Below are 21,340 nucleotides of genomic sequence, written 5' to 3'. Positions count from 1 at the left end.
AAAAAGGGACAGGTTTATTTTGGCAGGTTTTATCAGGGAGAATGATGTTTGCCCATATAAAACCGACCAAAATAAACCTGTCCCTAAATGGTAGGTTTCGCAAATGTGAATTTGAATAGCCTCCGACCACCCGCGGTCGGAGGCTATTTTATATATACGCAATAACCCCAACTACCTGTGTTATTCTGTGTGTTTGTTTAAGCCTCAGCGAAGTCGTATCAGACTGAAGTAATCGATACCTAAGGGGAGGAATGCAGACCCTGGCGGGCCTACATTCCTCCCCGGTGGGACGGGAGAGATATATGGAAGAGATGCCCAAAAACTACGATCCGTCGACCAACGAGCCGGCGATCCTGCAGAAGTGGCTCGACGGCGGCTACTACAAGCGCCGTGAGGGCGTGGGCGACTGCACTGTCACCATTCCGCCTCCCAACGTGACCGGCAAGCTCCACATGGGCCACGCCACCGACGACTCCATCCAGGATGCCATCATCCGCATGGCCCGCATGCGCGGCAGGTCCACCCGCTGGGTGCTCGGTACCGATCACGCCGGTATCGCCACGCAGACCAAGGTCGACAAGAAGCTCAAGAGCGAGGACATCAGCCGCCTGGAGATCGGCCGCGATAAGTTTGTCGACGCCTGCTGGGATTGGACCCACGAGTACGGCGGCATCATCGTCGAGCAGATCAAGCGTATGGGCTGCTCCGTCGACTTTGATAACGAGCGCTTTACCATGGACGAGGACTACGCCCAGGCCGTGCGCAAGGTGTTCTGCGACTGGTACCACGACGGCCTGATCTACCGCGGCAAGCGCATCGTCAACTGGTGCCCCAACTGCACCACCGCCATCTCGGACGACGAGGCCGAGTACAAGGACGAGAAGGGTCACCTGTGGCACCTGCGCTACCCGCTGACCGAGCCGGTCAACGGCCAGGACTACATCGTCGTCGCCACTACGCGCCCCGAGACCATGCTCGGCGACACGGGCGTGGCTGTCTCCCCGAAGGACCCCGAGAAGGCCGCCTTTGTGGGTAAGACCGTCAAGCTCCCCATCGTCGACCGCGAGATCCCCATCTTTGAGGATTGGCATGTCGACGCCAACTTTGGCTCCGGCTTTGTCAAGGTCACCCCGGCCCACGACCCCAACGACTACGCCATGGGTCAGGCCCACGGCCTGCCGCAGATCAACATCTTTGACGAGCATGCGGTGGTCGTCGAGGGCTACGGCGAGTTTACCGGCATGACCCGCGAGGAGTGCCGCGAGGCCGTCATCAAGTGGTTTGAGGAGCACGACCTGCTCGATCACGTCGAGGATCACGATCACTCCGTCATGCACTGCTACCGTTGCGACTCCGCACTGGAGCCGTGGCTGTCCGAGCAGTGGTTTGTGGCCGTCGACAAGCTCAAGGGGCCGGCGCTCGATGCCGTCAACTCCGGCAAGGTGACCTTCCACCCCGCGCGTTGGACGCAGACCTATACCACCTGGATGGAGAACCTCAAGGACTGGTGCATCAGCCGCCAGCTGTGGTGGGGCCACCGTATTCCCGTGTTCTACTGCGAGGACTGCGGCTGGGAGGATGCCCTTACCGAGGACACCGACGTGTGCCCTAAGTGCGGCGGTCATCACGTGCATCAGGACGAGAACGTGCTGGACACCTGGTTCAGCTCGCAGCTGTGGACTTTCGCCACGCAGGGCTGGCCCCAAAAGCCGGAGCTGCTCGAGGGACATCACCCCACGACGGCGCTCGTCACCGCGCGCGACATCATCGCGCTGTGGGTCGCCCGCATGGTCATGAGCTCGCTGTACTTCCTGGACGAGGTGCCGTTTAAGGACGTCGTCATCTACCCGACGATTCTTGCCAAGGACGGCAGCCGCATGTCCAAGTCTAAGGGCAACGGCGTTGACCCCATGGACCTCATTGGCATGTACGGTGCCGACGCCATGCGTTACAACCTGCTGACGCTCTGCACCAACAACCAGGATGTCAAGTTTGACGCGAACATCGATAAGAAGACCAAGAAGCTTATCGACAGCCCGCGTACCGAGCAGGCCAAGTCGTTTGTGACCAAGATCTGGAACGCCAGCCGCTTCCTGCTTATGAACATGGAGGGCTACACGCCCGGCGAGCCCGTCGTGGAGACGCCGGCCGACGCCTGGATGTTCAGCCGTCTGGCCAAGGCCGTCAAGATGGTCACCGAGGGCATCGAGAACTACACCTTTGGCGACATGGCCCGCGGCGTTCAGCAGTTCTTCTGGAACGAGGTCTGCGACTGGTACGTCGAAGTCACCAAGGCGCGCCTGAAGGGCGAGGGCCGTCTGCAGGCGCAGCGAAACCTGATCTTTGTGCTCGATACCTCTATTCGCCTGATGCACCCGCTCATGCCGTTTGTCACCGAGGAGATCTGGGACAACATGCCGGCGAGCGTGCTCGACCTGGACGCCGAGGGCAACGTGGACCGCGCCGAGGCGCTCATGATCGCCAAGTGGCCCGAGCCTGCCGACTATGTCAAGTATGTCGACGAGGACGCCGAGCGCGCGTTTGAGCTGTGTCGCACCGTCGTTTCTGCCGCCCGCGCCACGCGTTCGCGTTATCGCTTGAGCCCCAAGGCCGAGCTCGACGTGGTCGTGCGTGCCGGTGCCGAGGACATCGAGAAGCTCGAGAGCCTGCGCTCGACCATCGAGCCGCTGGCCAATACCGCCTCGCTGGTCATGGGTACCGATGTTGAGAAGCCGGCCGCGAGCATCGCCGTGGTCGACAGCGGCGTCGAGGTCTTTGTGGTGCTCGAGGGCAAGGTTGACCTTTCGGCCGAGAAGGCACGTCTGGAGAAGGAGATTGCCGCGGCCCAGAAGGAGCTCGCCGGCTGCGAGAAGACGCTCGCCAACGAGGGCTTTGTGGCCAAGGCCGCGCCCGCGGTGGTCCAGAAGAAGAGGGACCGTGCAGCTGAGCTCAAGGAGATCCTGGAGGCGCTGACTGCTCAGGTTGCTGACTTCTCGTAGGCGTTACTGGGGGATGCGGTTTGGGGCATTGCTCGCTACTGCGGACAGTCCTGCTCGCACGAAGGCCACATTAAGTGGCCTTCGGCTCGTGCGGAACTTGTATCGAGCAAAGCCCCAAACCGCTCCCAGGTCGTTTACGTGGTTGTTTGCAACTGGTTAGTTAGGGCCACTTGGTTGTGGCCTTGATTCTGCTGCAAAGCGGTGTTTGGCTGATATTTTGAATGGGAGGGGCTCGTTGTTGATTCGGGCCTCTTTTTATGTTGAGGGGACTTTGGGTTATGGCTAAGCGTTCTGGGTCGTATGTCGTTCCTTTCTCGTTTGAGTTGCTTTCGTTTGATGAGGCTGTTGGGCTTGCTGCCGATACGGGGCGGATTTCTGGGGATGCTGGTCCTCTGCTCGAGACGGTTGTCGATATGCTCGATGAGCTGGAGCGGCCGGACGAGTACTTTGATTGCATTCAGGTTGCCGGTACCAATGGCAAAACTTCGACCACGCGTTTTTCGGCTGCTATCCTTCGCGGCGAGGGGCTCAAGGCTGCGCTTTATACGTCGCCGCAGCTTGTTCGCTATCCCGAGCGCATGGAGGTCGATGGGCACGTCGTGAGCGATGAGGCGTTTGCCCGTGGCGTTTCTGCTGCTGTTGAGGCGGGGCATCGAGTGAATGCGCGCCGCGTGGTGGCGGGGGAGCGTGCCTATACCATCACGCCTTTTGACCTGCTGACGGCCGCCGCACTTGTGGTGTTTGCCGAGGCTCGCGTGGATGTCGCCGTGCTCGAGGTCGGCATGGGCGGTCGCTGGGACGCCACGAGCGCGACCGATCCTGTCGCCGTTGCCATCACGGGCATCGGACTCGACCACACGCGCATTCTGGGCGATACGCTCGAGGCCATTGCGGGGGAGAAGGCCGCCGTCATTAAGACCGGACACCTGGTTGTGCTGGGCGAGGGCACGCATGAGCCGAGCGTTCAGCGCGTTATGGATGCCCGTTGTCGCGAGTGTGGTGTGGTGCCGCTGGTGGTGAGCCACGCCACGACCAAGGTGCCGGCGCATGTGGGCGATACGGTTGAGTTTAGCTGCACCACGCCGCGTGCGATTTATACGTCGAGCATGGTTAAGCCGGCGTATCAGCCGCAGAATGCCGCGTGCGCGATTATGCTCTGCGAGGGGTATCTGGGTCGCGAGCTCGACCACGAGGCGCTTGATGCTTCGCTTATGGGCTGCCCTACGCCGGGCCGTTTTGATGTGTTGGGAACCGACCCGCTCAAGCTGATCGACGCCTGCCATAACCCCCAGAGTTGCGAGAACTTTGTGAGCGCCTTGGACGAGATCGATCCGTGCGTAGAGAATCGCCCCACGTTGCTGTGCGCCGCGCTGGCAGACAAGGACGTGGCGGGTATCGTCGACGTGCTGATCCCGGCCTTCCCGCGCGTGGTCGTCACGCAGACCGATTCCGATCGCGCCCTGCCGGCGGAGGAGCTTGCTGCCCTGGTGGATTCCGATAAGCTCGCAGGCGTGTACCCCAGCGTGTCCGAGGCCCTCGCAGCCTTTGAGGCCGCAGGCGAGCCCTTCGTAGCAGCAGGCACCATCACCCTGGCCGGCGAAGTTGCCGGTCTGCTCCGCTAGATCCCTTCCGCAGGGTAGCTAGTTTGCCTGCTCGCCACGAAATGGGCCTATCTACTACGTTTGACCGGCTACCCTCAACCATGCCGAGAATCGCAAAATCAAAACCGCAGGCAGAAGGCTTGCCAATTTTCAAAAAATACCCGCATGGTCACCCCATGCGGGTTAAACGTAGTAGATAGGCCCATTTCGTGGCGGCATTCATGTGATGCGGCAAAGGGGCTGTCCCTTTGCCGCATTGCCTAGTCTAGGCGGACCGGATCGTGGGGGTAGGCGTTGAGGATCTCGACGCCGCTCTCGGTGACCAGGGCAAGGTCCTCGATGCGGACGCCGGTGCGGCCGGGGAGGTAGATGCCCGGCTCGATGGAAAACGTCATGCCCGGCTCCACGACCTGCTCGTTGACGAGCGAGACGTCGCCCGGCTCGTGGTCTTGCAGGCCGATCGAGTGTCCCAGACGGTGCGTAAAGTACTTGCCATAACCCGCGTCCTCAATCACGTCGCGCGCGGCACGGTCCAGGTCGCACATGCGCACGCCCGGGGCGATGAGCGCCTCGGCGGCCTCGTTGGCGCGGCGCACGATGTCGTAGATGCGTGCCGTCTCCTCGTCCGGCTCGCCCCAAAAGAACGTGCGCGTCATGTCCGAGCAATAGTTGCGGCGACGCCCGCCAATGTCGAACAGCACCACGTCGCCACGCTTGAGTACCGTATCGTCTGGCTCGTGGTGCGGGTCGCCGGCGTTGGCGCCAAAGCTCACGATGGGCGGAAAGCTAAAGCCCTCGCAATCGTGCTTGCGATACAGGCCAAGCATCTGGTCGGCGATCTCGCGCTCTGTCACGCCTTCGTGGACGAGCTCGATCGCGTCGGCCATCACGGCGTCGTTAGCGGCCGAGGACACGCGCATAAGCTCCTGCTCGGCGTCGTCTTTGTAGGTTCGCGCGGCGGTCACGGCAAAATCGCCTAGGAAGAATTCGCTCGCGGCATGGCGCTCCATGAGGGGCATCAAGAAGCCGGAGCGCATGACGGTGTCGATGCCGAGCGGTTTGGTCGGATCAACTTCGCGAGCGATGGCGTCGGCCACGACGTCGGTATCGGTGTGGTACGCGACGCGGGCATTGTCATACTCGGGCAGCTGATGCAGCGCGTTGACCAAGATCACGGGCTCGCTACCGCGTGCGAGCAGTACGCCGCAAAAACGCTCGAACATATCGGCATAAAAGCCGGTCAGGTAATAAATCGACCACGGGTCGTTTACGAGCAGCTGCGCGCCGGGGTGCTGAGCCTCGAGCGCATCGAGCACGCGTGCCACGCGCTGGTCATCGACATGTGCCATACATCGTCCTTTCGTTAGGTTGCCACCATGGTATCCCCAATGCCAGGGTAGTCAATTTGGGACGGGGCTATTTTAGCTGCGTCAAACATGCGAGCTGATAGGTAAAAGCAGTCAATATGGTCCCGTCCCAAATGGGCTGGTTTCAAAACTATGGCGGATTACGGGGCTGGACCTGTATTACTTGACCATGGGAAAAATCGCGAAATTAAAACCGCATGTAGAAGGCTTATCAAAAATCGAAAATTGCCGGTATGGGTGGGGGTCTCCGAATCAGCCCCGTAATCCGGCATAGTTTTGAAATGGCACTAAAGTAGGCACAAGCTAAATACCGATCCCAAGGCAAGTTGCGGTGGAATAGTTCCTTGATGCCGGGGTTTTGGCGGAAATCGGGAATTATTTCACCGCAATTGAGGAGGGGCGGGGCGGATGCGGGTAGCTAAAAGAGCACCGTCCCAAACGAGCTGCTTAGGCCGGGTCGATGTCCATGCTGGCGATGAGGTCGGTACCGGTGTCTAGGAGGTTGGGGAGGACTACATCGCCCATGCGGATGGGGGCTTTGACCACTAGGCCGCGGATGAGGTCCATGGTCTGGGCATGGAGTTCGAGCGGGATGGCTTCGGCCGTGCGGACGGGCAGCAGCGCCTCGTCGCCGCCTGATACCGCCACGGTGGTAGTGAGGACGCGCATGGGGCAGGTGAGCTCCTGATGTGCGAACTTATCGCCGCGCGGGCAGCTGTTGCCGGTCACGGCGCGCACCGTCGCCACGCGGTCGTCGGCCCCGCGCTCCACTTCCACCGTAAGGAGGCACTCGGATGGGCAGGTGGTGCAGTTGAACTGTAGCGTCTCGATCGCATTTGTGCTCATGGCTATGCCTCCTCGACGGGCTCGACGGAAAGGATAATCTCGCTGGCACCCAGGTCGAGCGCTCGCTGTATCACCTTTGCCGGCAGCGGGAAGCTTTCCATAACGCTCGGTTTAAACGCGCGGACCTTGCCCGTAAGCAGTTCCTCGTCGCCCGCCAGAATGCGCACGCGGGCGGCATCGACCGGCCGGCGCACGCGGAAGTTGAGCCTGGTGAGTGCCACGGCCGTAATGCGTCCCGGCAGCGCGTAGCCGGCAATGTCGGCAGGGGAGACCGTGAGCTGGCAGCCAGCGCCCGTCTCGACATCCGCGCCGGTCCCCAGCGCGTACGTCGCCGCGGCTGCGCCGGCACGCTCGGACTCGGCCGTCACGTTATCGGCCAGGTCGTGCACGTGCAGCACGTTGCCGCAGGCAAAGATGCCCGGCACGCCCGTCTGCAGGCTCTGGTCCACCACGGCGCCGCGCGTGCGCGGGTCAAGCTCAACACCCGCGCCTACCGAAAGCTCGTTCTCGGGAATCAAACCTACCGAAAGCAGCAGGGTGTCGCACGAAACGATGTGCTCGGTCCCCGGAATGGGCGCCAGATTTTCGTCGACCTGGCTCACCTCGACGGCCTCCACGCGGTCGTGCCCAATCACGCGTGTGACGGTGGTGGACAGGTGCAGCGGAATGCCAAAATCGTCCAGGCAATTCTTTACATTGCGGCGCAGGCCGTTGGCGTATGGCATAAGCTCGTACACGCCCTCGACCGAAATCCCCTCGAGCGTGCAGCGACGCGCCATGATGAGCCCAATGTCGCCCGAGCCTAAAATGACGGCGCGCGAGCCGGGCTTGAGGTTGTCGATGTTGATGTATCGCTGCGCCAGGCCGGCGGTAAACACGCCGGCGGGGCGGCTGCCGGGAATCTTGATCTCGCTGCGCGTGCGCTCGCGACACCCCATGGCAAGGACGACGGCGCGCCCGGTGAGCTGCAACATGCCGGCGGGGCTCATGAGCGTGACGGTGTGTGCCGAGGCTTCGCTCGCCGCGCCACTTGCGCCCGTGCCTGCGACTTTGTCCTCGCTTGAGTCGATCCCAATCACCATACTGTCCAGGAACAGTGCGATATCGGTTTCGCGCACCTGGTCGATAAAGCGCTGTGCGTACTCGGGACCGGTCAGTTCCTGCTTAAAGTGTGAGAGGCCAAAGCCCGGGTGGATGCACTGGCGCAGGATGCCGCCCAGGTGCTGTTCGCGCTCAACGATGGCCACGCGCGCTCCGGCCTTGTGTGCGGCAAGTGCGGCCGCCATGCCGGCAGGTCCGCCGCCGATAACGACTACGTCGAACGCCTGCGTCTGCACGGCGCCGGCAGCAATTGATGCCCTGTCGGCATCTGCGCAAGTGCACTCGACGCCCGATACCGCACCCATATCGATACTCGTCGCCATCCTAGCGCACCCCCTTCAAAGGTCCCTCAACGAGCCACGAGCCAGTGTCCTCCAGCAGCACCTCGCTGGGATCGCAGCCCAGCTCGCGGGCCAGAATCGCCACCACGCGGCTTTGGCAAAAGCCGCTCTGGCACCGACCCATGCCGGCACGGCAGCGGCGTTTGACGCCCTCGACCGAGACCGCACCCGGGCGGCGTCGAATCGCGGCCACGATCTCGGCCTCGGGCACCGTCTCGCAGCGGCAGACAATCTGCCCCCACGCGGGGTCGGACTCGATCAGCTCCTCCTTGCGCGCAAGCGGCGCACGGTCGAAGTCGTCCGGCGCACGGCGAATCGGATCCCAATCGGCCCGCTCGCGCAAAGCAACGCCCGCCTCGCGCAGCACCTGCTCCATTCGCTCGGCAATGGCCGGAGCGCTCGCTACGCCCGGCGACTGAATGCCCGCCGCCTGGAACAGCCCCGGCACCACGGCGGACTGTCCAATAAAAAAGTCGTTCGTTCCCTTAATGACCGGACGCCCGCCGGCAAACGCTCGCACCACGCGGCGCGTGTCCAGATCGGGCACCAGTTTGCGCGCGCCGCTCAGCAGCGCGTCGACATCGCTCGCATAGGTCTGCGTGTCGCCAGCCTCGCGCACAGCGGCCGTCGCGGTAATTACGGTGTTGCCGTGTACGGTACCCGTGACGATGACGCCCTTGGAAACCGGCGTGGGAACGGGGTAGAGCGGCATGAGCGCGCGCGGCTCCTTGTCCAGCACCACAATGTTGCCCTGGCGCCAGACCATCTGGAACTCCTCGGCGCCCGCCATATGCGAGATGTCTGCGGCGCCGTTGCCCGCCGCGTTAATCAAATAGCGGCAGCGCACATCACCGGCCGGTGTCACCAGCGTAAAACGAGCGGTCCCGTCACCGCTCCTGTCGCCAGCGCCGGGAGCTACCTCGATCGTCTCCACCGGTGCGGAGCGCACAAACGTCACGCCGTTGGCGACCGCGTTCTCCATCGCGGCGATGGCGACCTCAAACGGATCGACATAGCCGGTCGAGGGACACCACAGCGCGCACGTGGCCTGGGCGCTGGCGCGCGGCTCCAGCTCGTGGATGCGCTCGGCCCCGATGATCGCCAACTCGGGTACGCTGTTTGCCAGCCCGTTGCTTTGCAGCTGCTCCAGCTGCGCGCGGTCTTGGTCGCTAAATCCCAGCACCATGGACCCGGTGCGGCAAAACAAAAAGCCCAGCTCCTGGGCCCACGTGCCATATAGCTCGCAGCCGCGGGCGTTGACCTGGGCCTTAACCGTGCCCGGCGCCGGATCGTAGCCGGCGTGCACCAGACCGCCGTTGGCCTTCGACGCGCCCAGGGCAATGTCGTTGGCCGCCTCGACCACGCAGATGGACAGGTCATAGCGTGCGAGCTGCCGTGCGATGGCGCATCCGGTGATGCCCGCGCCCACAATCGCGATATCAAACATTTCTGTCACAGTGCCTCCAAGACGAGTTGACAGGCTGTCAATAAGGCTATCCTACGGTGTGCGCATCCCCCGCGCAGCGGCAATGCGGCGAACAGCCCCGCTGCATCCGCCAACGGCAGGCGAGGGGAGACTCAGGTCAATCGGTGACCTCGTCTGGCACCCCTGTTGTCAAAGGTTTGTCTCGTTCTGTAACGGTAAGCAGAAGAGTTGGGTTCCAGATGTTACAGATTGAGACGTTTGCCAGGTGGGCCCTCTGTTTGTCTTGATTTGTAACAGTAAGAGTAGAAAATCGGTCCTATGTGTTACAGATTGAGATTTAAAGTCAGGGAGAGGTTATCTGTCTCGATCTGTAACATCTCGGGACCGTTTTGGGGTCTAGATGTTACAGATTTAGATGAACCCATCAGTCGGTTTCGAATGTCTAAATCTGTAACAGTTAGACCTGTTTTTGCCGAGTTGATGTTACAGATTGAGATATTGAGATTGGACATTTTCCTTTGTCTTGATCTGTAACAGATAGAAGGGTTTCTGGCCCCTAGTTGTTACAGATTGAGATATTTAACGGAGGGCTCACCGTTCATCTTGATCTGTAACAGTAGGGACTGATTCTGGAGCCAAGATGTTACAGACTGAGATTTAAGTCTGGGAGAGAACGGTTTGTCTAATTTTGTAACATCTGGACCTGGATTCCGCTCTCACCTGTTACAGATTGAGATGTTTCTATCCGCCCATGCCTGCGACCTGCCAAATCGTTAACCCCCGTGTTACACTAACTCGAGTTGTAACTACCCCGAAAGGTACCCGTAATGTCCAAGTACATCTCCGAGCTCATGTCGCCGCAGCTTATGGGCGTCATCTATGCCTTTGTTGGCTTTATCATCGCCCTGTACGTGCTGTCGGTCGTCTATGTGTTTATTGACGCCCGCCGCCGCGGCGCTAGCGCTTACGTGGCATGGGGCATTATTGCCCTCATCCCGTTTGTAGGCCTCATTGCCTACCTGGTCCTGCGCCCGCACTCCTATGCGGCCGACCGCGAGGAGCAGGAGCTGGACATGGCCCTGCGCGAGCGCCAGCTTGCCCAGTACGGCACCTGCCCGCAGTGCGGTGCGCCCATCGAGAAGGACTTTGTGGTCTGCCCGGTGTGCGACACCCAGGTTCGCAACGTGTGCCCCAGCTGCCATCGCCCGCTCGACGCACACTGGAAGGTCTGCCCCTACTGCCGAACTCGCATCCAGTAGCGCATCCATCGCCGGGCTGGCCGCAAGCCACGGGCCCCGCGCGCCACGCGAACGCCGCGCGCCCTGCACCCGCCCCACGCGATGAAGCATGCGTAGAAATTCGCCCGCCGTGCCATTCAGGTGCGGCGGGCGCTTGTATACCTAGGTAACCTGCCTATAATGATGCAAGTCAAAACGCACGCGCCGGCAAGCGCAATGCACACCGCACGGCGCCAAGCAGCACTTGCACCAGGCATCCGAGAGGAGAAAACATACCCATGAAGGCACTCTACAATGACGGTTCGGTGGCCGAGCTCCCGCAGGACGAGGTCACGCACGTCATCCGCCACTCCGCCGCGCATATCATGGCGCAGGCCATCAAGCGCCTGTACCCCCAGGCCGATTTTGCCTACGGCCCCGCGACCGACAACGGCTTTTACTACGACGTCGACCTGCCCGAGGGCGTCAAGATCAGCGAGGACGACTTCCCCGCGATCGAGGCCGAGATGAAGAAGATCTGCAAGGAGAACCTCAAGTTCTCCGTGTACGAGAAGCCCCGTGCTGAGGCCATCGCCCTTATGGAGGAGCGCGGCGAGAAGTACAAGGTCGAGCACATCGGCGACCTGGACGACGACGCCCGCATCACCTTCTACCAGCAGGGCGACTACATCGACATGTGTGTCGGCCCCCATATCTGCTACACCAAGGCCCTCAAGGCCTTTAAGCTCACCGGCGTCTCGGGCGCCTACTGGAAGGGTGACAAGGACAACAAGATGCTCACCCGCATCAACGGCGTCGCCTTTGCCACCAAGGAAGAGCTCGACGAGCATATGCACATGCTGGAGGAGGCCAAGAAGCGCGACCACCGCAAGATCGGCCGCGAGATGGACCTCTTTATGATGCGCGACGAGGCCCCCGGCTTCCCGTTCTTCCTGCCCAACGGCATGATCCTTAAGAACACGCTGCTGGACTACTGGCGCGAGATCCACCACAAGGCCGGCTACGTGGAGATCTCCACGCCGCTCATCATGAACAAGCAGCTGTGGAAGACCTCGGGCCATTGGGACCACTACAAGGACAACATGTACTCCACCGTCATCGACGACGAAGAGTACTGCATTAAGCCCATGAACTGCCCGGGCGGCGTGCTGGTGTACGCCTCCAAGCCGCACTCCTACCGCGAGCTGCCCATCCGCGCCGGCGAGATTGGCCTGGTGCACCGCCACGAGCTGCGCGGAGCCCTGCACGGCCTGTTCCGCGTGCGCTGCTTTAACCAGGACGACGCCCACCTGTTTGTGCGCCCCGACCAGCTGACCGACGAGATCGTGGGCGTGGTCAACCTTATCGACTCTGTGTACCAGAAGTTTGGCTTTAAGTATCACGTTGAGCTTTCCACCCGCCCCGAGGACTCCATGGGTTCTGACGAGGACTGGGCTCGCGCCGAAGAGGGCCTTCGCACCGCTCTGGAGAAGCTGGGTATGGACTACGAGGTCAACGAGGGCGACGGCGCCTTCTATGGCCCCAAGATTGACTTCCACCTGGAGGACTCGCTCGGCCGTACCTGGCAGTGCGGTACCGTCCAGCTCGACTTCCAGATGCCGCTCAACTTTGACCTGGAGTACGTGGACGCCGACGGCACCAAGAAGCGCCCCATCATGTTGCATCGCGTATGCTTTGGCTCCATCGAGCGCTTCATCGGTATTCTGATCGAGCACTTTGCGGGCAAGTTCCCCACCTGGCTGGCTCCCGTGCAGGTCAAGGCACTTCCGGTTTCCGAGAAGAGCCGCGACTATGCCCACGAGGTGTGTGCCAAGCTGGAAGAGGCCGGCATTCGCGTGGTCTGCGACGACCGCGACGAGAAGATCGGCTACAAGATCCGCGAGGCCCGCTCCATTGACCGCGTGCCCTATATGCTCATCCTGGGCGAGAAAGAGGTCGAGGCCGGCAACATCTCTGTCCGCGATCGCTCCAACGAGACCGTTCAGATGAGCGTCGATGAGTTTGTGGCTAAGGTGACCGAGGAGATTAAGACTCGCGCCTAGCACGAACAACACAAGAAGCAATAAAGGCGATCGTCCTCGCGGGCGGTCGCCTTTTTTGTTGTGCAAAAAGGTACGCATTGTTGGCGATGTCTCGTCGGTCGAGGTGCTTGTGAACGATGGCGCGCTCGTGTTCTCGACGCGCATCTATCCCGAGGACTATGGCGTGACCGTTGACGCTCCGGGTGCGAGCGTGACCTACCACGCGCCCAACATCTAGGCGACTCGTCGCATATCGGCGCTATACTTCAGCCGTTGCCCACGATGCGGGAAACATCCGCATCGTGGGCTTTTGTTTTGAAGGGACGGTGTCACGTGGACGCACAGCAGCTAGAAGAGGCTTGGGCTGCAAGGGCTGGCGCGCGCGAGGCGCGACTGGTTGCAGCCTCACATGTGCCGGCGGCGCTTTCGCTTCTGGGGATTGTGCGCCCCGGCGATCGCCTGGTGGCCTTTGCGGATGACTTTGCCGAAGCGTTTGCTTGCGGCTTTGAGGGCTGCGACGTGGCTATGGTGGGGGAGCCGTCGGTTGCGGCGTATGCTGCTGCGTCCGAGGGCTTTGATGCTTCGCTTGATGCCGAGGGGCCGCACCTGTGGTGGTTCGCCAACTCCATTGGCGCGTTCGGTCTGCGTGTGCCCGATTTGCGCGCGTTAGGCCGCGCCGCGCGTGAGGCCCATGCGCTGCTGGTTGTTGACAACACCGTGGCTGACGTCTTTGGCTGCAATCCGCTGAGCTTGGGCGCCGTGCTGTCGCTCGAGGCACTCGACCGCGTGTGTGCCGGTAAGGCCCCGCGTAAGCTCGTTGCCGCTTCGGTGGCGCGATCGCAGCTCAAGCGCCATCGTGTGGATGCCGCGGCTGAGTGCGCGCATGCGTTGTTTGCGGGCTGCGGTGCGTCGGCGCTCGATCTTTCTGCTGAGGAGGCCGACGTGCTGGAGCGCGGGCTTTCCTCGCTTAACGCTCGCATGCAGGCGCATTTCGACCGCGCCCGTGCGCTGGCCGAGTATCTGGCCGCGAACGAGATGGTGCGCAACGTGCGCTATCCCGGGCTGAGCTCGCATCCTGACCATGCGGTTGCAACGGGAATCCTCGAGCATGGCTTTGGCCCGGCAGTTGAGTTTGACCTTATCGAGCGTAGCGCGGGAGAACTGTTCGACGCTTTGCCGGGGGAGTTTCGCACGTCGCCTGCCGGCGGCGCAACGACGCGTCTTTCGGCCCCACGTGGCAAGCAGGGGGACACCATCCGCCTCTTCGCCGGCACCGACGATCCCCTGACGGTAGCCGCCGCCCTCGATAACGCCCTCCGATAGCAGCTAATTTGGGACGGGGCTTTTTTAGCTACCCAATGTCAATTTTTGGCTATGAGTTAAGAATGCTCTGGATGGGTAGCTAAAAAAGCCCCGTCCCAAATTAGCTACTCTTTGATGGTGTCGATCAGGTCGTTGGCCCTTGCGGCTATGACTTCGTTGATCTCTGCCTGCAGCTCCTCGTAGGCCGCTATGGCTCGCTCGCCGGCAGGGGTGAGCGAGCTCCCGCGGGCGCCGTCGCGCTCGATGAGCTTGCACCCCAGCTGCCCCTCGGCCTCGTTCACAATGCGCCATGCCTTGGAATAGGCCATGCCCATGCTCTTGGCGGCGCGGTTGAGCGAGTGTTCGCGGGCGATACCCTGCAGCAGCAAGACGCAGCCGTGGCCGAACACGCCCGGCAGATCTTTGTCGCACGACTGAATGACCAGTTTTGCCGTCGTCTTGTACTCCATGCGCTCCACGTCTCTCCGCTAAAGTGTCTGCTGGGCAAACGCAAAGCCTGCGTTAAACCCTCGTGTGCTCTTCTTAAATCATGCATTGTAGCAGTCAAAGTGCGTTAAGATACTTGCCCAGTATTGGGCGCCCAAGGTTGGGCTGGGTCCTACGAGGCCTGCAGCCGACCGGTCGCATGGAAAAAGGAGAAACATGGCTACGTTCTTTCCCGGTGAGTCCCACACGTTTTCGGAGTATCTGCTGGTCCCTGGTTACTCGTCCTCGCAGTGCATCCCCAACAACGTCTCTCTTAAGACGCCGCTGACCCGCTTTAAGCGCGGCGAGAAGCCGGCAATCACCCTGAACATCCCCATGGTTTCCGCCATCATGCAGTCCGTCTCGGGCGTCGACATGGGTGTCGCGCTCGCTACCGAGGGTGGCCTGTCCTTCATTTACGGTTCCCAGACCCCCGAGTCCGAGGCCGCCATGGTCAAGGCCGTCAAGGATCACAAGGCCGGCTTTGTCCAGTCCGATTCCACGCTGACCCCCGACATGACCATGGAGCAGGTCATCGAGCTCAAGGAGAAGACCGGTCACTCCACCATGCCGGTCACCGACGACGGCACTCCCAAGGGCAAACTCCTGGGTATCGTTACCAGCCGTGACTATCGCCCCAGCCGCGATGACCACCAAAAGAAGGTCTCCGAGTTCATGACCCCGCGTGAGCAGCTCATCGTGGGCGACAAGAACATCAGCCTCAAGGTTGCCAACGACGTCATCTGGGACAACAAGCTCAACGCCCTGCCCATCGTCGACGACAACGATCACCTTATGGGCATTGTCTTCCGCAAGGACTACGACAGCCACAAGACCAACCCCAACGAGCTGCTCGACGGCGACAAGCGCTACATGGTCGGCGCCGGCATCAACACCCGCGACTATGCCGAGCGCGTGCCGCTGCTCATCGAGGCCGGCGCCGATGTCCTGTGCATCGACTCTTCCGAGGGCTTCAGCGAGTGGCAGAAGCGCACCATCGAGTGGATTCGCGCCAACTACGGCGAGGACGTCAAAGTCGGTGCCGGCAACGTCGTTGATGCCGAGGGCTTCCGCTTTTTGGCCGACTGCGGTGCCGACTTCATCAAGGTGGGTATCGGCGGCGGTTCCATCTGCATCACCCGCGAGACCAAGGGCATCGGCCGTGGCCAGGCCACCGCGCTGATCGACGTCTGCCGCGCTCGCGACGAGTACTACGAGGAGACCGGCGTCTACGTGCCCGTGTGCTCCGACGGCGGTATCGTCTACGACTACCACATGACGCTCGCCCTTGCCATGGGTGCCGACTTTATGATGCTGGGCCGCTACTTTGCCCGCTTTGACGAGAGCCCGACCGAGCGCGTCAACGTCAACGGTCAGTACATGAAGGAGTACTGGGGCGAGGGTTCTGCGCGTGCCCGCAACTGGCAGCGCTACGACCTGGGCGGCGCCGCGAAGCTCAGCTTTGTCGAGGGCGTCGACTCCTACGTTCCCTACGCCGGCTCCCTTAAGGACGGCGTGGGCGGCACGCTCTACAAGATCAAGTCCACGATGTGCAACTGCGGTGCCCTTTCGATTCCCGAGCTCCAGAAAAAGGCACGCCTGACCCTGGTGAGCTCGACCTCGATCGTCGAAGGCGGCGCCCACGACGTAGTCGTCAAGGATTCGCAGCAGTCTGTGTCTTATCGATAGGATAAGAGCCGCACATAAAGGTTGAGTTCCAACCACGTTATTAAGATAAAGCGAGATGCCTGCAAGTCGCAGGCATCTCGCTTGTCGTATTTGCTATCATCAGTCAAGTTAACCTTAGGGTCGGTCGGCTTGGCTTTGTTCGCTACAAGTTCCGCACGCAAAGAAGAGCACTTAATGTGCTCTTCGTCTTGCGCAGGACTGTCCGCAGTAGCGAATAAAGCCAAGCCGACCGACCCCAGCTAAGATTAAAGGAGCTGATATGTGCGATTGCACAGATCATAAGGACGAGATCCCTGCCTACGACGCGCAGGCCATTGAGTCCAAGTGGATGAAGGCCTGGGAGGACTCCAACCTCTTTGCCGTCGACACCGACGCCAGCAAGCCCAAGAAGTACGTGCTCGAGATGTTCCCGTATCCTTCGGGCGACCTGCACATGGGCCACGCGCGCAACTATACCATCGGCGATGCCATGGCCCGTCAGGCCCGCATGCGCGGCTTTGACGTGCTGCACCCCATTGGCTTTGACGCCTTTGGCCTGCCCGCCGAGAACGCCGCCATCAAGCACAACACGCAGGCTGCCGCCTGGACGTATAAGAACATGGACCAGGCGCTCGCCACGATGAAGCGCATGGGCTTCTCCTACGATCTGGATCGCATGGTCAAGACCTGCAGCCCCGACTACTACCGCTGGGGTCAGTGGATCTTTGAGAAGATGTGGGAAAAGGGCCTGGTCTACCGCAAGAAGAACCCGGTCAACTGGTGCCCCAACTGCAAGACCGTTCTGGCCAACGAGCAGGTTACCGAGGGCAAGTGCTGGCGCTGCGGCACCGAGCCCGAGAAGCGCGACCTTGAGCAGTGGTACTACAAGATTACCGAGTACTCCCAGGAGCTGCTCGACGATCTGGAGAAGCTCCCCGGCTGGCCCGAGCGCGTTAAGCAGATGCAGGCCAACTGGATCGGCCGCTCCGAGGGCGCCGAGGTCGACTTTACCCTGTGTGATGCCAACGGCGATCCCATCGAGGGCGACGAGGGCAAGATCACCGTCTTCACCACGCGTGCCGACACGCTCTTTGGCGTCTCCTTCTTTGTCCTGGCTCCCGAGTACGCTCGTCTGCACGAGCTCGTTGAGGGCACGGAGTACGAGGAGGCCGTGACCAAGATCGTCGAGGACTCCAAGCATATCTCTGCCGTCGAGCGTGCCCAGGGCACCCTCGAGAAGCACGGTGCCTTTACGGGCCGCTACGTGGTTAACCCCGTCAACGGCGAGAAGGTTCCCGTGTGGGTTGCCGACTATGTCGTTGCCGATTACGGCACCGGCGCCGTCATGGCCGTTCCCTGCGGCGACCAGCGCGACTTTGAGTTTGCCCGCAAGTACGACCTCCCGATCGTCCCGATCATCCTGGACGATGACGACCGCGCTGCCGTCGAGGCCAGTGGCGAGACCATCGATACCTTCCATGCCGAGACCGTCGACTGGGATTGCGCCCACGCTGCCGAGGGCACGCTCGTTCAGTCCGGCAAGTACACCGGCATGCGCGGCGGTAAGCACTCCGAGGGCGAGGCTGCCATCGTGGCCGACCTCGAGGCCATGGGCTGCGGTCGTCGCAAGGTCGAGTTCCGCCTGCGCGACTGGCTCATCAGCCGTCAGCGCTATTGGGGCAACCCCATCCCGGCCATCCATTGCGAGCACTGCGGCATTGTGCCCGTGCCCGAGGACCAGCTGCCGGTGACGCTGCCCGAGAACCTGGACCTGGGCGCCGGCGAGACCCTCGCCGAGTGCAAGGACTTCTACGAGACTACCTGCCCGGTTTGCGGCCGCCCGGCCAAGCGCGAGACCGATACCATGGACACTTTCACCTGCTCCAGCTGGTATTACCTGCGTTATACCGACCCGCACAACACCGAGCTGCCCTTCTCCCGCGAGGCGGCAGACCGTTGGATGCCCGTCGATAACTACATCGGCGGCATCGAGCACGCCATTTTGCACCTGCTCTACAGCCGCTTCTTTACCAAGGCGCTGCGCGACCTGGGTCTGCTGAGCGTGGACGAGCCCTTTACCAACCTGCTGTGCCAGGGCATGGTCAAGGACGAGAACGGCGACACCATGTCCAAGTCCAAGGGCAACGTCGTACCCCCGAGCTCGGTTATCGAGCCCTACGGCGCCGACACCATGCGTCTGGCGATCCTGTTTATCGCCCCGCCCGAGAAGGACTTTGACTGGGATCCCAAGGCCGTCGAGGGTGCCAACCGCTTTATCAAGCGCGCCTGGCGTATCGTGTGGCAGCTTGTCCAGTCGGGTGACGCCAACGTTGCCTTCGACAAGTCCGTGCTCGACGAGACCGCGATGAAGCTCTATCGCGAGCGTCACCGCACCATCGCCAAGTGCACCGAGGACTTCGATCGCGGCCAGTTTAACACCGCGATCTCGGCCGTCATGGAGCTCGTCAACGCAGCGAGCGCCTACCTCAACGCCACCGAGGGCGCATCGCGCGACAAGGCACTGTGCTACGGCGTGGCCAAGGACATCGTGAGCGTCCTTGCCCCCATCTGCCCGTTCTGGGCCGACGAGCTGTGGCACGAGGCGCTCGGCTGCGAGGGCAACGCCTACACCGCTGCCTGGCCCGAGTTTGACCTGGCCGAGTCCATCGAGGACACGGTGCAGATCGTGGTCCAGGTGCTCGGTAAGGTCCGCGGCCGCATCGATGTGGCCCGCGATGCCTCCAACGAGGAGATGCAGGCTGCCGCCGAGGCCGCTGTTGCCAAGTGGCTCGAGGACAAGACGGTCGTCAAGGCCATCTGCGTGCCCGGCAAGCTGGTCAACCTTGTGGTTAAGTAAACCTTGCGCATATAGTTGATGCACAATAGACGAGGGGCGATCCGGCTGGGTCGTCCCTCTTTTTGGATATGGATACTTGCGACTACATCCAATTATCTATTTCTTGTGGAGAACCTGTGCTCACGCTGACCTGCGGGTTTGTGCTATGGTTGCACGTTTTCGCAGGTATTGGTATAGTTTGCTTGCAAATGAAGTTGTAATTGAAAGAAGTGGGGTTTCGGCCCCGCTTCTTTTTTGTATGGATGGAGGTGCCGCAATGGTCAAGACCAAGACCGAGCAGGCGATCATCGACGCGCTCGAGGCCGTCGCTCCCCAGCACGATGTCGATATTGTCGACGTTGAGCTCGTGGGTGCCACCAAGGCCCCCTGCGTGCGTGTGCGTATCGAGGGTGCCGAGGGTCAGAGCCTGTCGCTCAACGACGTCACGGCCAACACCAAGTGGGTCGGCGACGTGATTGAGGAGCTCGACCCCATCTCTTCGAGCTATACGCTCGAGGTGTCGAGCCCGGGTATGGCGCGCCCGCTGCGCCGTCCGCGTGACTTTGCCCGCTTTGTGGGCGAGGACTGCGAGCTTTCCTCCACCGCCACCGAGGGCCGTCGCAAGTACTCCGGCAAGATTGCCGCCGCGACCGAGACCAACGTAACCCTCGAGCTCGAGGACGGCGAGTCTGTCACCCTCGATTTTACCGATGTAAAAAAGTGCAAGTTGAAGCCCGTCTATGACTTCAAGCCCGCGAAGGAAGGAAACTAACATGGCAGCATCCGACATGATGTCCGCCCTGATGGAGCTTTGCCAGGAGAAGCACATCGACCAGCTCTACCTGATTGACCGCCTGGAGCAGTCGCTCGCCAAGAGCTATGCCGAGATCCTGCATCTTGAGTGGGGCGCCAAGGTGACCATCGACCGCACCACCGGCAAGATCTATGTCTACCGCCTGGAGCCGATCGACGATTCCATGGACGAGGAGGGCAACTTCACCGAGTTCGAGGAGATCGACGTCACCCCCAAGAACACCAGCCGCATCGCCGCCCAGCACGCCAAGGCCGAGATCAACGCCATCGTGCGCAACTCCGCCCGCGAGCAGATCTACGAGGAGTTCTCCGGCCGTATCGGCGACCTCATCAGCGGTACCGTACTGCAGTCCACACCCGACTTTACGATCGTCAAGATCCGCGAAGGCGTCGAGGCCGAGCTTCCGCACTTTGATCAGCGCCGCTACGAGAACGAGCGCAACGAGCGCCCCATGGGCGAGCGCTATCTGCACAACCAGCACATCAAGGCCGTGATCATTGACGTTCGCGACCCCAACTCCACGCTTCCGCCGGTTCGCGGCGAGCACAGCCGTCCGCCGATCGTTATCTCGCGTACCCACCCCGAGCTCATGCGTCGTCTGTTTGAGCAGGAGGTGCCCGAGATCTACGAGGGCACCGTCCAGATCAAGTCGATCGCCCGCGAGCCCGGCCAGCGCTCCAAGGTCGCCGTCCACTCGCTCGATGACCGCCTGGATCCCGTGGGCGCCTGCGTCGGCCCCAAGGGCAGCCGTGTGCGCGCCGTCGTGGGTGAGCTGCGCGGTGAGCGCGTCGACGTCATCCTGTGGGATGCCGATCCGGCCGTCTACGTCGCCAACGCCCTGTCGCCCGCCAAGGTCACTCGCGTCCTTATCGACGAGGAGAAGGCCTATGCCGGCGTCATCGTGCCCGACGACCAGCTTTCGCTCGCCATTGGCAAGGAGGGCCAGAACGCCCGCCTGGCCGCACGCCTGACCGGCTGGCACATCGACATTAAGTCCGAGACCCTTGCCGCCGACATCCTCAAGAACGTTCCCGTTCACGAGGAGCCTGCCGCTGACCTGATCGGTGACGAGGAGGATGACGACGCCCGTCGTTGCGAGTACGTGTCCGAGGACAGCATCCAGTGCCGCAACCAGGCCCGTCCCGGTTCCCGTTTCTGCGGTGTCCACGACACCGACGCCTTCGATGATGCGGAGGACCTGATCTAGCGCGCGGTTGCGCTGGACAGGTTCCGGCGCACATCCCACGCTCGTTCAGTCTCTAGGCACCCAAGGTGCCAGAAAGGGTAGGTGAAG

Annotated in this window: 15 protein-coding genes; 10 read left to right on the top strand and 5 right to left on the bottom strand. The window is 61.7% G+C overall.

Annotation, left to right across the window (positions count from 1 at the left end; genetic code table 11):
• The first annotated feature begins 302 nt into the window (after nucleotides 1-302).
• Nucleotides 303-2,999: a valine--tRNA ligase gene (locus ACTQWD_RS03095; RefSeq protein ID WP_441559228.1), complete on the top strand. Its 2,697-nt coding sequence runs from the start codon at nucleotides 303-305 to the stop codon at nucleotides 2,997-2,999.
• A 278-nt stretch (nucleotides 3,000-3,277) separates the two neighbouring features.
• Nucleotides 3,278-4,621 (top strand): bifunctional folylpolyglutamate synthase/dihydrofolate synthase, encoded by a 1,344-nt coding sequence (locus ACTQWD_RS03090; protein WP_441559227.1) that lies wholly within the window; start codon nucleotides 3,278-3,280, stop codon nucleotides 4,619-4,621.
• Nucleotides 4,622-4,860: 239 nt separating this feature from the next.
• On the opposite strand, the gene ACTQWD_RS03085 is transcribed toward ACTQWD_RS03090, so the two are convergent.
• The 4 genes from ACTQWD_RS03085 to ACTQWD_RS03070 form a co-directional block, all read right to left on the bottom strand.
• Nucleotides 4,861-5,949, bottom strand: coding sequence for a M24 family metallopeptidase (locus ACTQWD_RS03085; protein WP_441559226.1), 1,089 nt, complete (start codon nucleotides 5,947-5,949; stop codon nucleotides 4,861-4,863).
• A 465-nt stretch (nucleotides 5,950-6,414) separates the two neighbouring features.
• The gene (locus ACTQWD_RS03080) at nucleotides 6,415-6,813 is read right to left on the bottom strand and encodes a DUF1667 domain-containing protein (protein ID WP_427728710.1); all 399 of its coding nucleotides are present in this window, start codon (nucleotides 6,811-6,813) and stop codon (nucleotides 6,415-6,417) included.
• Nucleotides 6,814-6,815: 2 nt separating this feature from the next.
• The gene (locus tag ACTQWD_RS03075) at nucleotides 6,816-8,237 is read right to left on the bottom strand and encodes an NAD(P)/FAD-dependent oxidoreductase (protein ID WP_441559225.1); all 1,422 of its coding nucleotides are present in this window, start codon (nucleotides 8,235-8,237) and stop codon (nucleotides 6,816-6,818) included.
• 1 nt (nucleotide 8,238) lies between these two features.
• On the bottom strand, nucleotides 8,239-9,702 hold the full coding sequence (locus ACTQWD_RS03070; RefSeq protein ID WP_441559249.1) for an NAD(P)/FAD-dependent oxidoreductase: 1,464 nt from the start codon (nucleotides 9,700-9,702) through the stop codon (nucleotides 8,239-8,241).
• Nucleotides 9,703-10,508: 806 nt separating this feature from the next.
• On the opposite strand from ACTQWD_RS03070, the gene ACTQWD_RS03065 reads away from it, so the two are divergent.
• The 4 genes from ACTQWD_RS03065 (at nucleotide 10,509) to ACTQWD_RS03050 (ending at nucleotide 14,263) form a co-directional block, all read left to right on the top strand.
• Nucleotides 10,509-10,940 carry a double zinc ribbon domain-containing protein gene (locus ACTQWD_RS03065; protein WP_006234085.1) on the top strand — a complete coding sequence of 144 codons (432 nt, stop codon included), beginning with the start codon at nucleotides 10,509-10,511 and terminating at the stop codon, nucleotides 10,938-10,940.
• 257 nt (nucleotides 10,941-11,197) lie between these two features.
• A complete protein-coding gene (thrS, locus tag ACTQWD_RS03060) occupies nucleotides 11,198-12,961 on the top strand; it encodes a threonine--tRNA ligase (protein ID WP_441559224.1) in 1,764 nt (587 codons plus the stop codon).
• Between the two features lie 55 nt (nucleotides 12,962-13,016).
• Complete coding sequence (locus tag ACTQWD_RS03055; protein ID WP_441559223.1) at nucleotides 13,017-13,178, top strand: GH32 C-terminal domain-containing protein; 162 nt, start codon at nucleotides 13,017-13,019, stop codon at nucleotides 13,176-13,178.
• A gap of 95 nt (nucleotides 13,179-13,273) precedes the next feature.
• On the top strand, nucleotides 13,274-14,263 hold the full coding sequence (locus tag ACTQWD_RS03050; RefSeq protein ID WP_441559222.1) for a PLP-dependent transferase: 990 nt from the start codon (nucleotides 13,274-13,276) through the stop codon (nucleotides 14,261-14,263).
• 104 nt (nucleotides 14,264-14,367) lie between these two features.
• On the opposite strand, the gene ACTQWD_RS03045 is transcribed toward ACTQWD_RS03050, so the two are convergent.
• Nucleotides 14,368-14,712, bottom strand: a complete 345-nt coding sequence (locus tag ACTQWD_RS03045) for a winged helix-turn-helix domain-containing protein (RefSeq protein ID WP_441559221.1) — start codon at nucleotides 14,710-14,712, stop codon at nucleotides 14,368-14,370.
• A gap of 193 nt (nucleotides 14,713-14,905) precedes the next feature.
• On the opposite strand from ACTQWD_RS03045, the gene ACTQWD_RS03040 reads away from it, so the two are divergent.
• The 4 genes from ACTQWD_RS03040 (at nucleotide 14,906) to nusA (ending at nucleotide 21,253) form a co-directional block, all read left to right on the top strand.
• On the top strand, nucleotides 14,906-16,417 hold the full coding sequence (locus tag ACTQWD_RS03040; protein WP_154515410.1) for an IMP dehydrogenase: 1,512 nt from the start codon (nucleotides 14,906-14,908) through the stop codon (nucleotides 16,415-16,417).
• Nucleotides 16,418-16,676: 259 nt separating this feature from the next.
• Entirely contained in the window at nucleotides 16,677-19,253 is a 2,577-nt protein-coding gene (gene leuS / locus ACTQWD_RS03035) for a leucine--tRNA ligase (RefSeq protein ID WP_441559220.1), read from the top strand.
• A gap of 256 nt (nucleotides 19,254-19,509) precedes the next feature.
• Nucleotides 19,510-20,004, top strand: a complete 495-nt coding sequence (gene rimP, locus ACTQWD_RS03030; RefSeq protein ID WP_441559219.1) for a ribosome maturation factor RimP — start codon at nucleotides 19,510-19,512, stop codon at nucleotides 20,002-20,004.
• Nucleotide 20,005: 1 nt separating this feature from the next.
• Nucleotides 20,006-21,253 carry a transcription termination factor NusA gene (gene nusA / locus ACTQWD_RS03025; protein WP_441559218.1) on the top strand — a complete coding sequence of 416 codons (1,248 nt, stop codon included), beginning with the start codon at nucleotides 20,006-20,008 and terminating at the stop codon, nucleotides 21,251-21,253.
• Nucleotides 21,254-21,340: the final 87 nt, after the last annotated feature.

Origin of the sequence: Collinsella sp. LCP19S3_B6, from assembly GCF_052121815.1 — a bacterium.
Classification (GTDB): domain Bacteria; phylum Actinomycetota; class Coriobacteriia; order Coriobacteriales; family Coriobacteriaceae; genus Collinsella.
Note: the sequence above shows the minus strand (reverse complement) of the source record. Positions and strands in the feature narration are given on the sequence as shown.

Excerpts from the sequence above, each read along its gene's own strand:
- ACTQWD_RS03095 (WP_441559228.1), top strand. The coding sequence starts at position 303 with ATGGAAGAGATGCCCAAAAACTACGATCCGTCGACCAACGAGCCGGCG.
- ACTQWD_RS03090 (WP_441559227.1), top strand. The coding sequence starts at position 3,278 with ATGGCTAAGCGTTCTGGGTCGTATGTCGTTCCTTTCTCGTTTGAGTTG.
- ACTQWD_RS03085 (WP_441559226.1), bottom strand. The coding sequence starts at position 5,949 with ATGGCACATGTCGATGACCAGCGCGTGGCACGCGTGCTCGATGCGCTC.
- ACTQWD_RS03080 (WP_427728710.1), bottom strand. The coding sequence starts at position 6,813 with ATGAGCACAAATGCGATCGAGACGCTACAGTTCAACTGCACCACCTGC.
- ACTQWD_RS03075 (WP_441559225.1), bottom strand. The coding sequence starts at position 8,237 with ATGGCGACGAGTATCGATATGGGTGCGGTATCGGGCGTCGAGTGCACT.
- ACTQWD_RS03070 (WP_441559249.1), bottom strand. The coding sequence starts at position 9,702 with ATGTTTGATATCGCGATTGTGGGCGCGGGCATCACCGGATGCGCCATC.
- ACTQWD_RS03065 (WP_006234085.1), top strand. The coding sequence starts at position 10,509 with ATGTCCAAGTACATCTCCGAGCTCATGTCGCCGCAGCTTATGGGCGTC.
- thrS (WP_441559224.1), top strand. The coding sequence starts at position 11,198 with ATGAAGGCACTCTACAATGACGGTTCGGTGGCCGAGCTCCCGCAGGAC.
- ACTQWD_RS03045 (WP_441559221.1), bottom strand. The coding sequence starts at position 14,712 with ATGGAGTACAAGACGACGGCAAAACTGGTCATTCAGTCGTGCGACAAA.
- ACTQWD_RS03040 (WP_154515410.1), top strand. The coding sequence starts at position 14,906 with ATGGCTACGTTCTTTCCCGGTGAGTCCCACACGTTTTCGGAGTATCTG.
- leuS (WP_441559220.1), top strand. The coding sequence starts at position 16,677 with ATGTGCGATTGCACAGATCATAAGGACGAGATCCCTGCCTACGACGCG.
- rimP (WP_441559219.1), top strand. The coding sequence starts at position 19,510 with ATGGTCAAGACCAAGACCGAGCAGGCGATCATCGACGCGCTCGAGGCC.
- nusA (WP_441559218.1), top strand. The coding sequence starts at position 20,006 with ATGGCAGCATCCGACATGATGTCCGCCCTGATGGAGCTTTGCCAGGAG.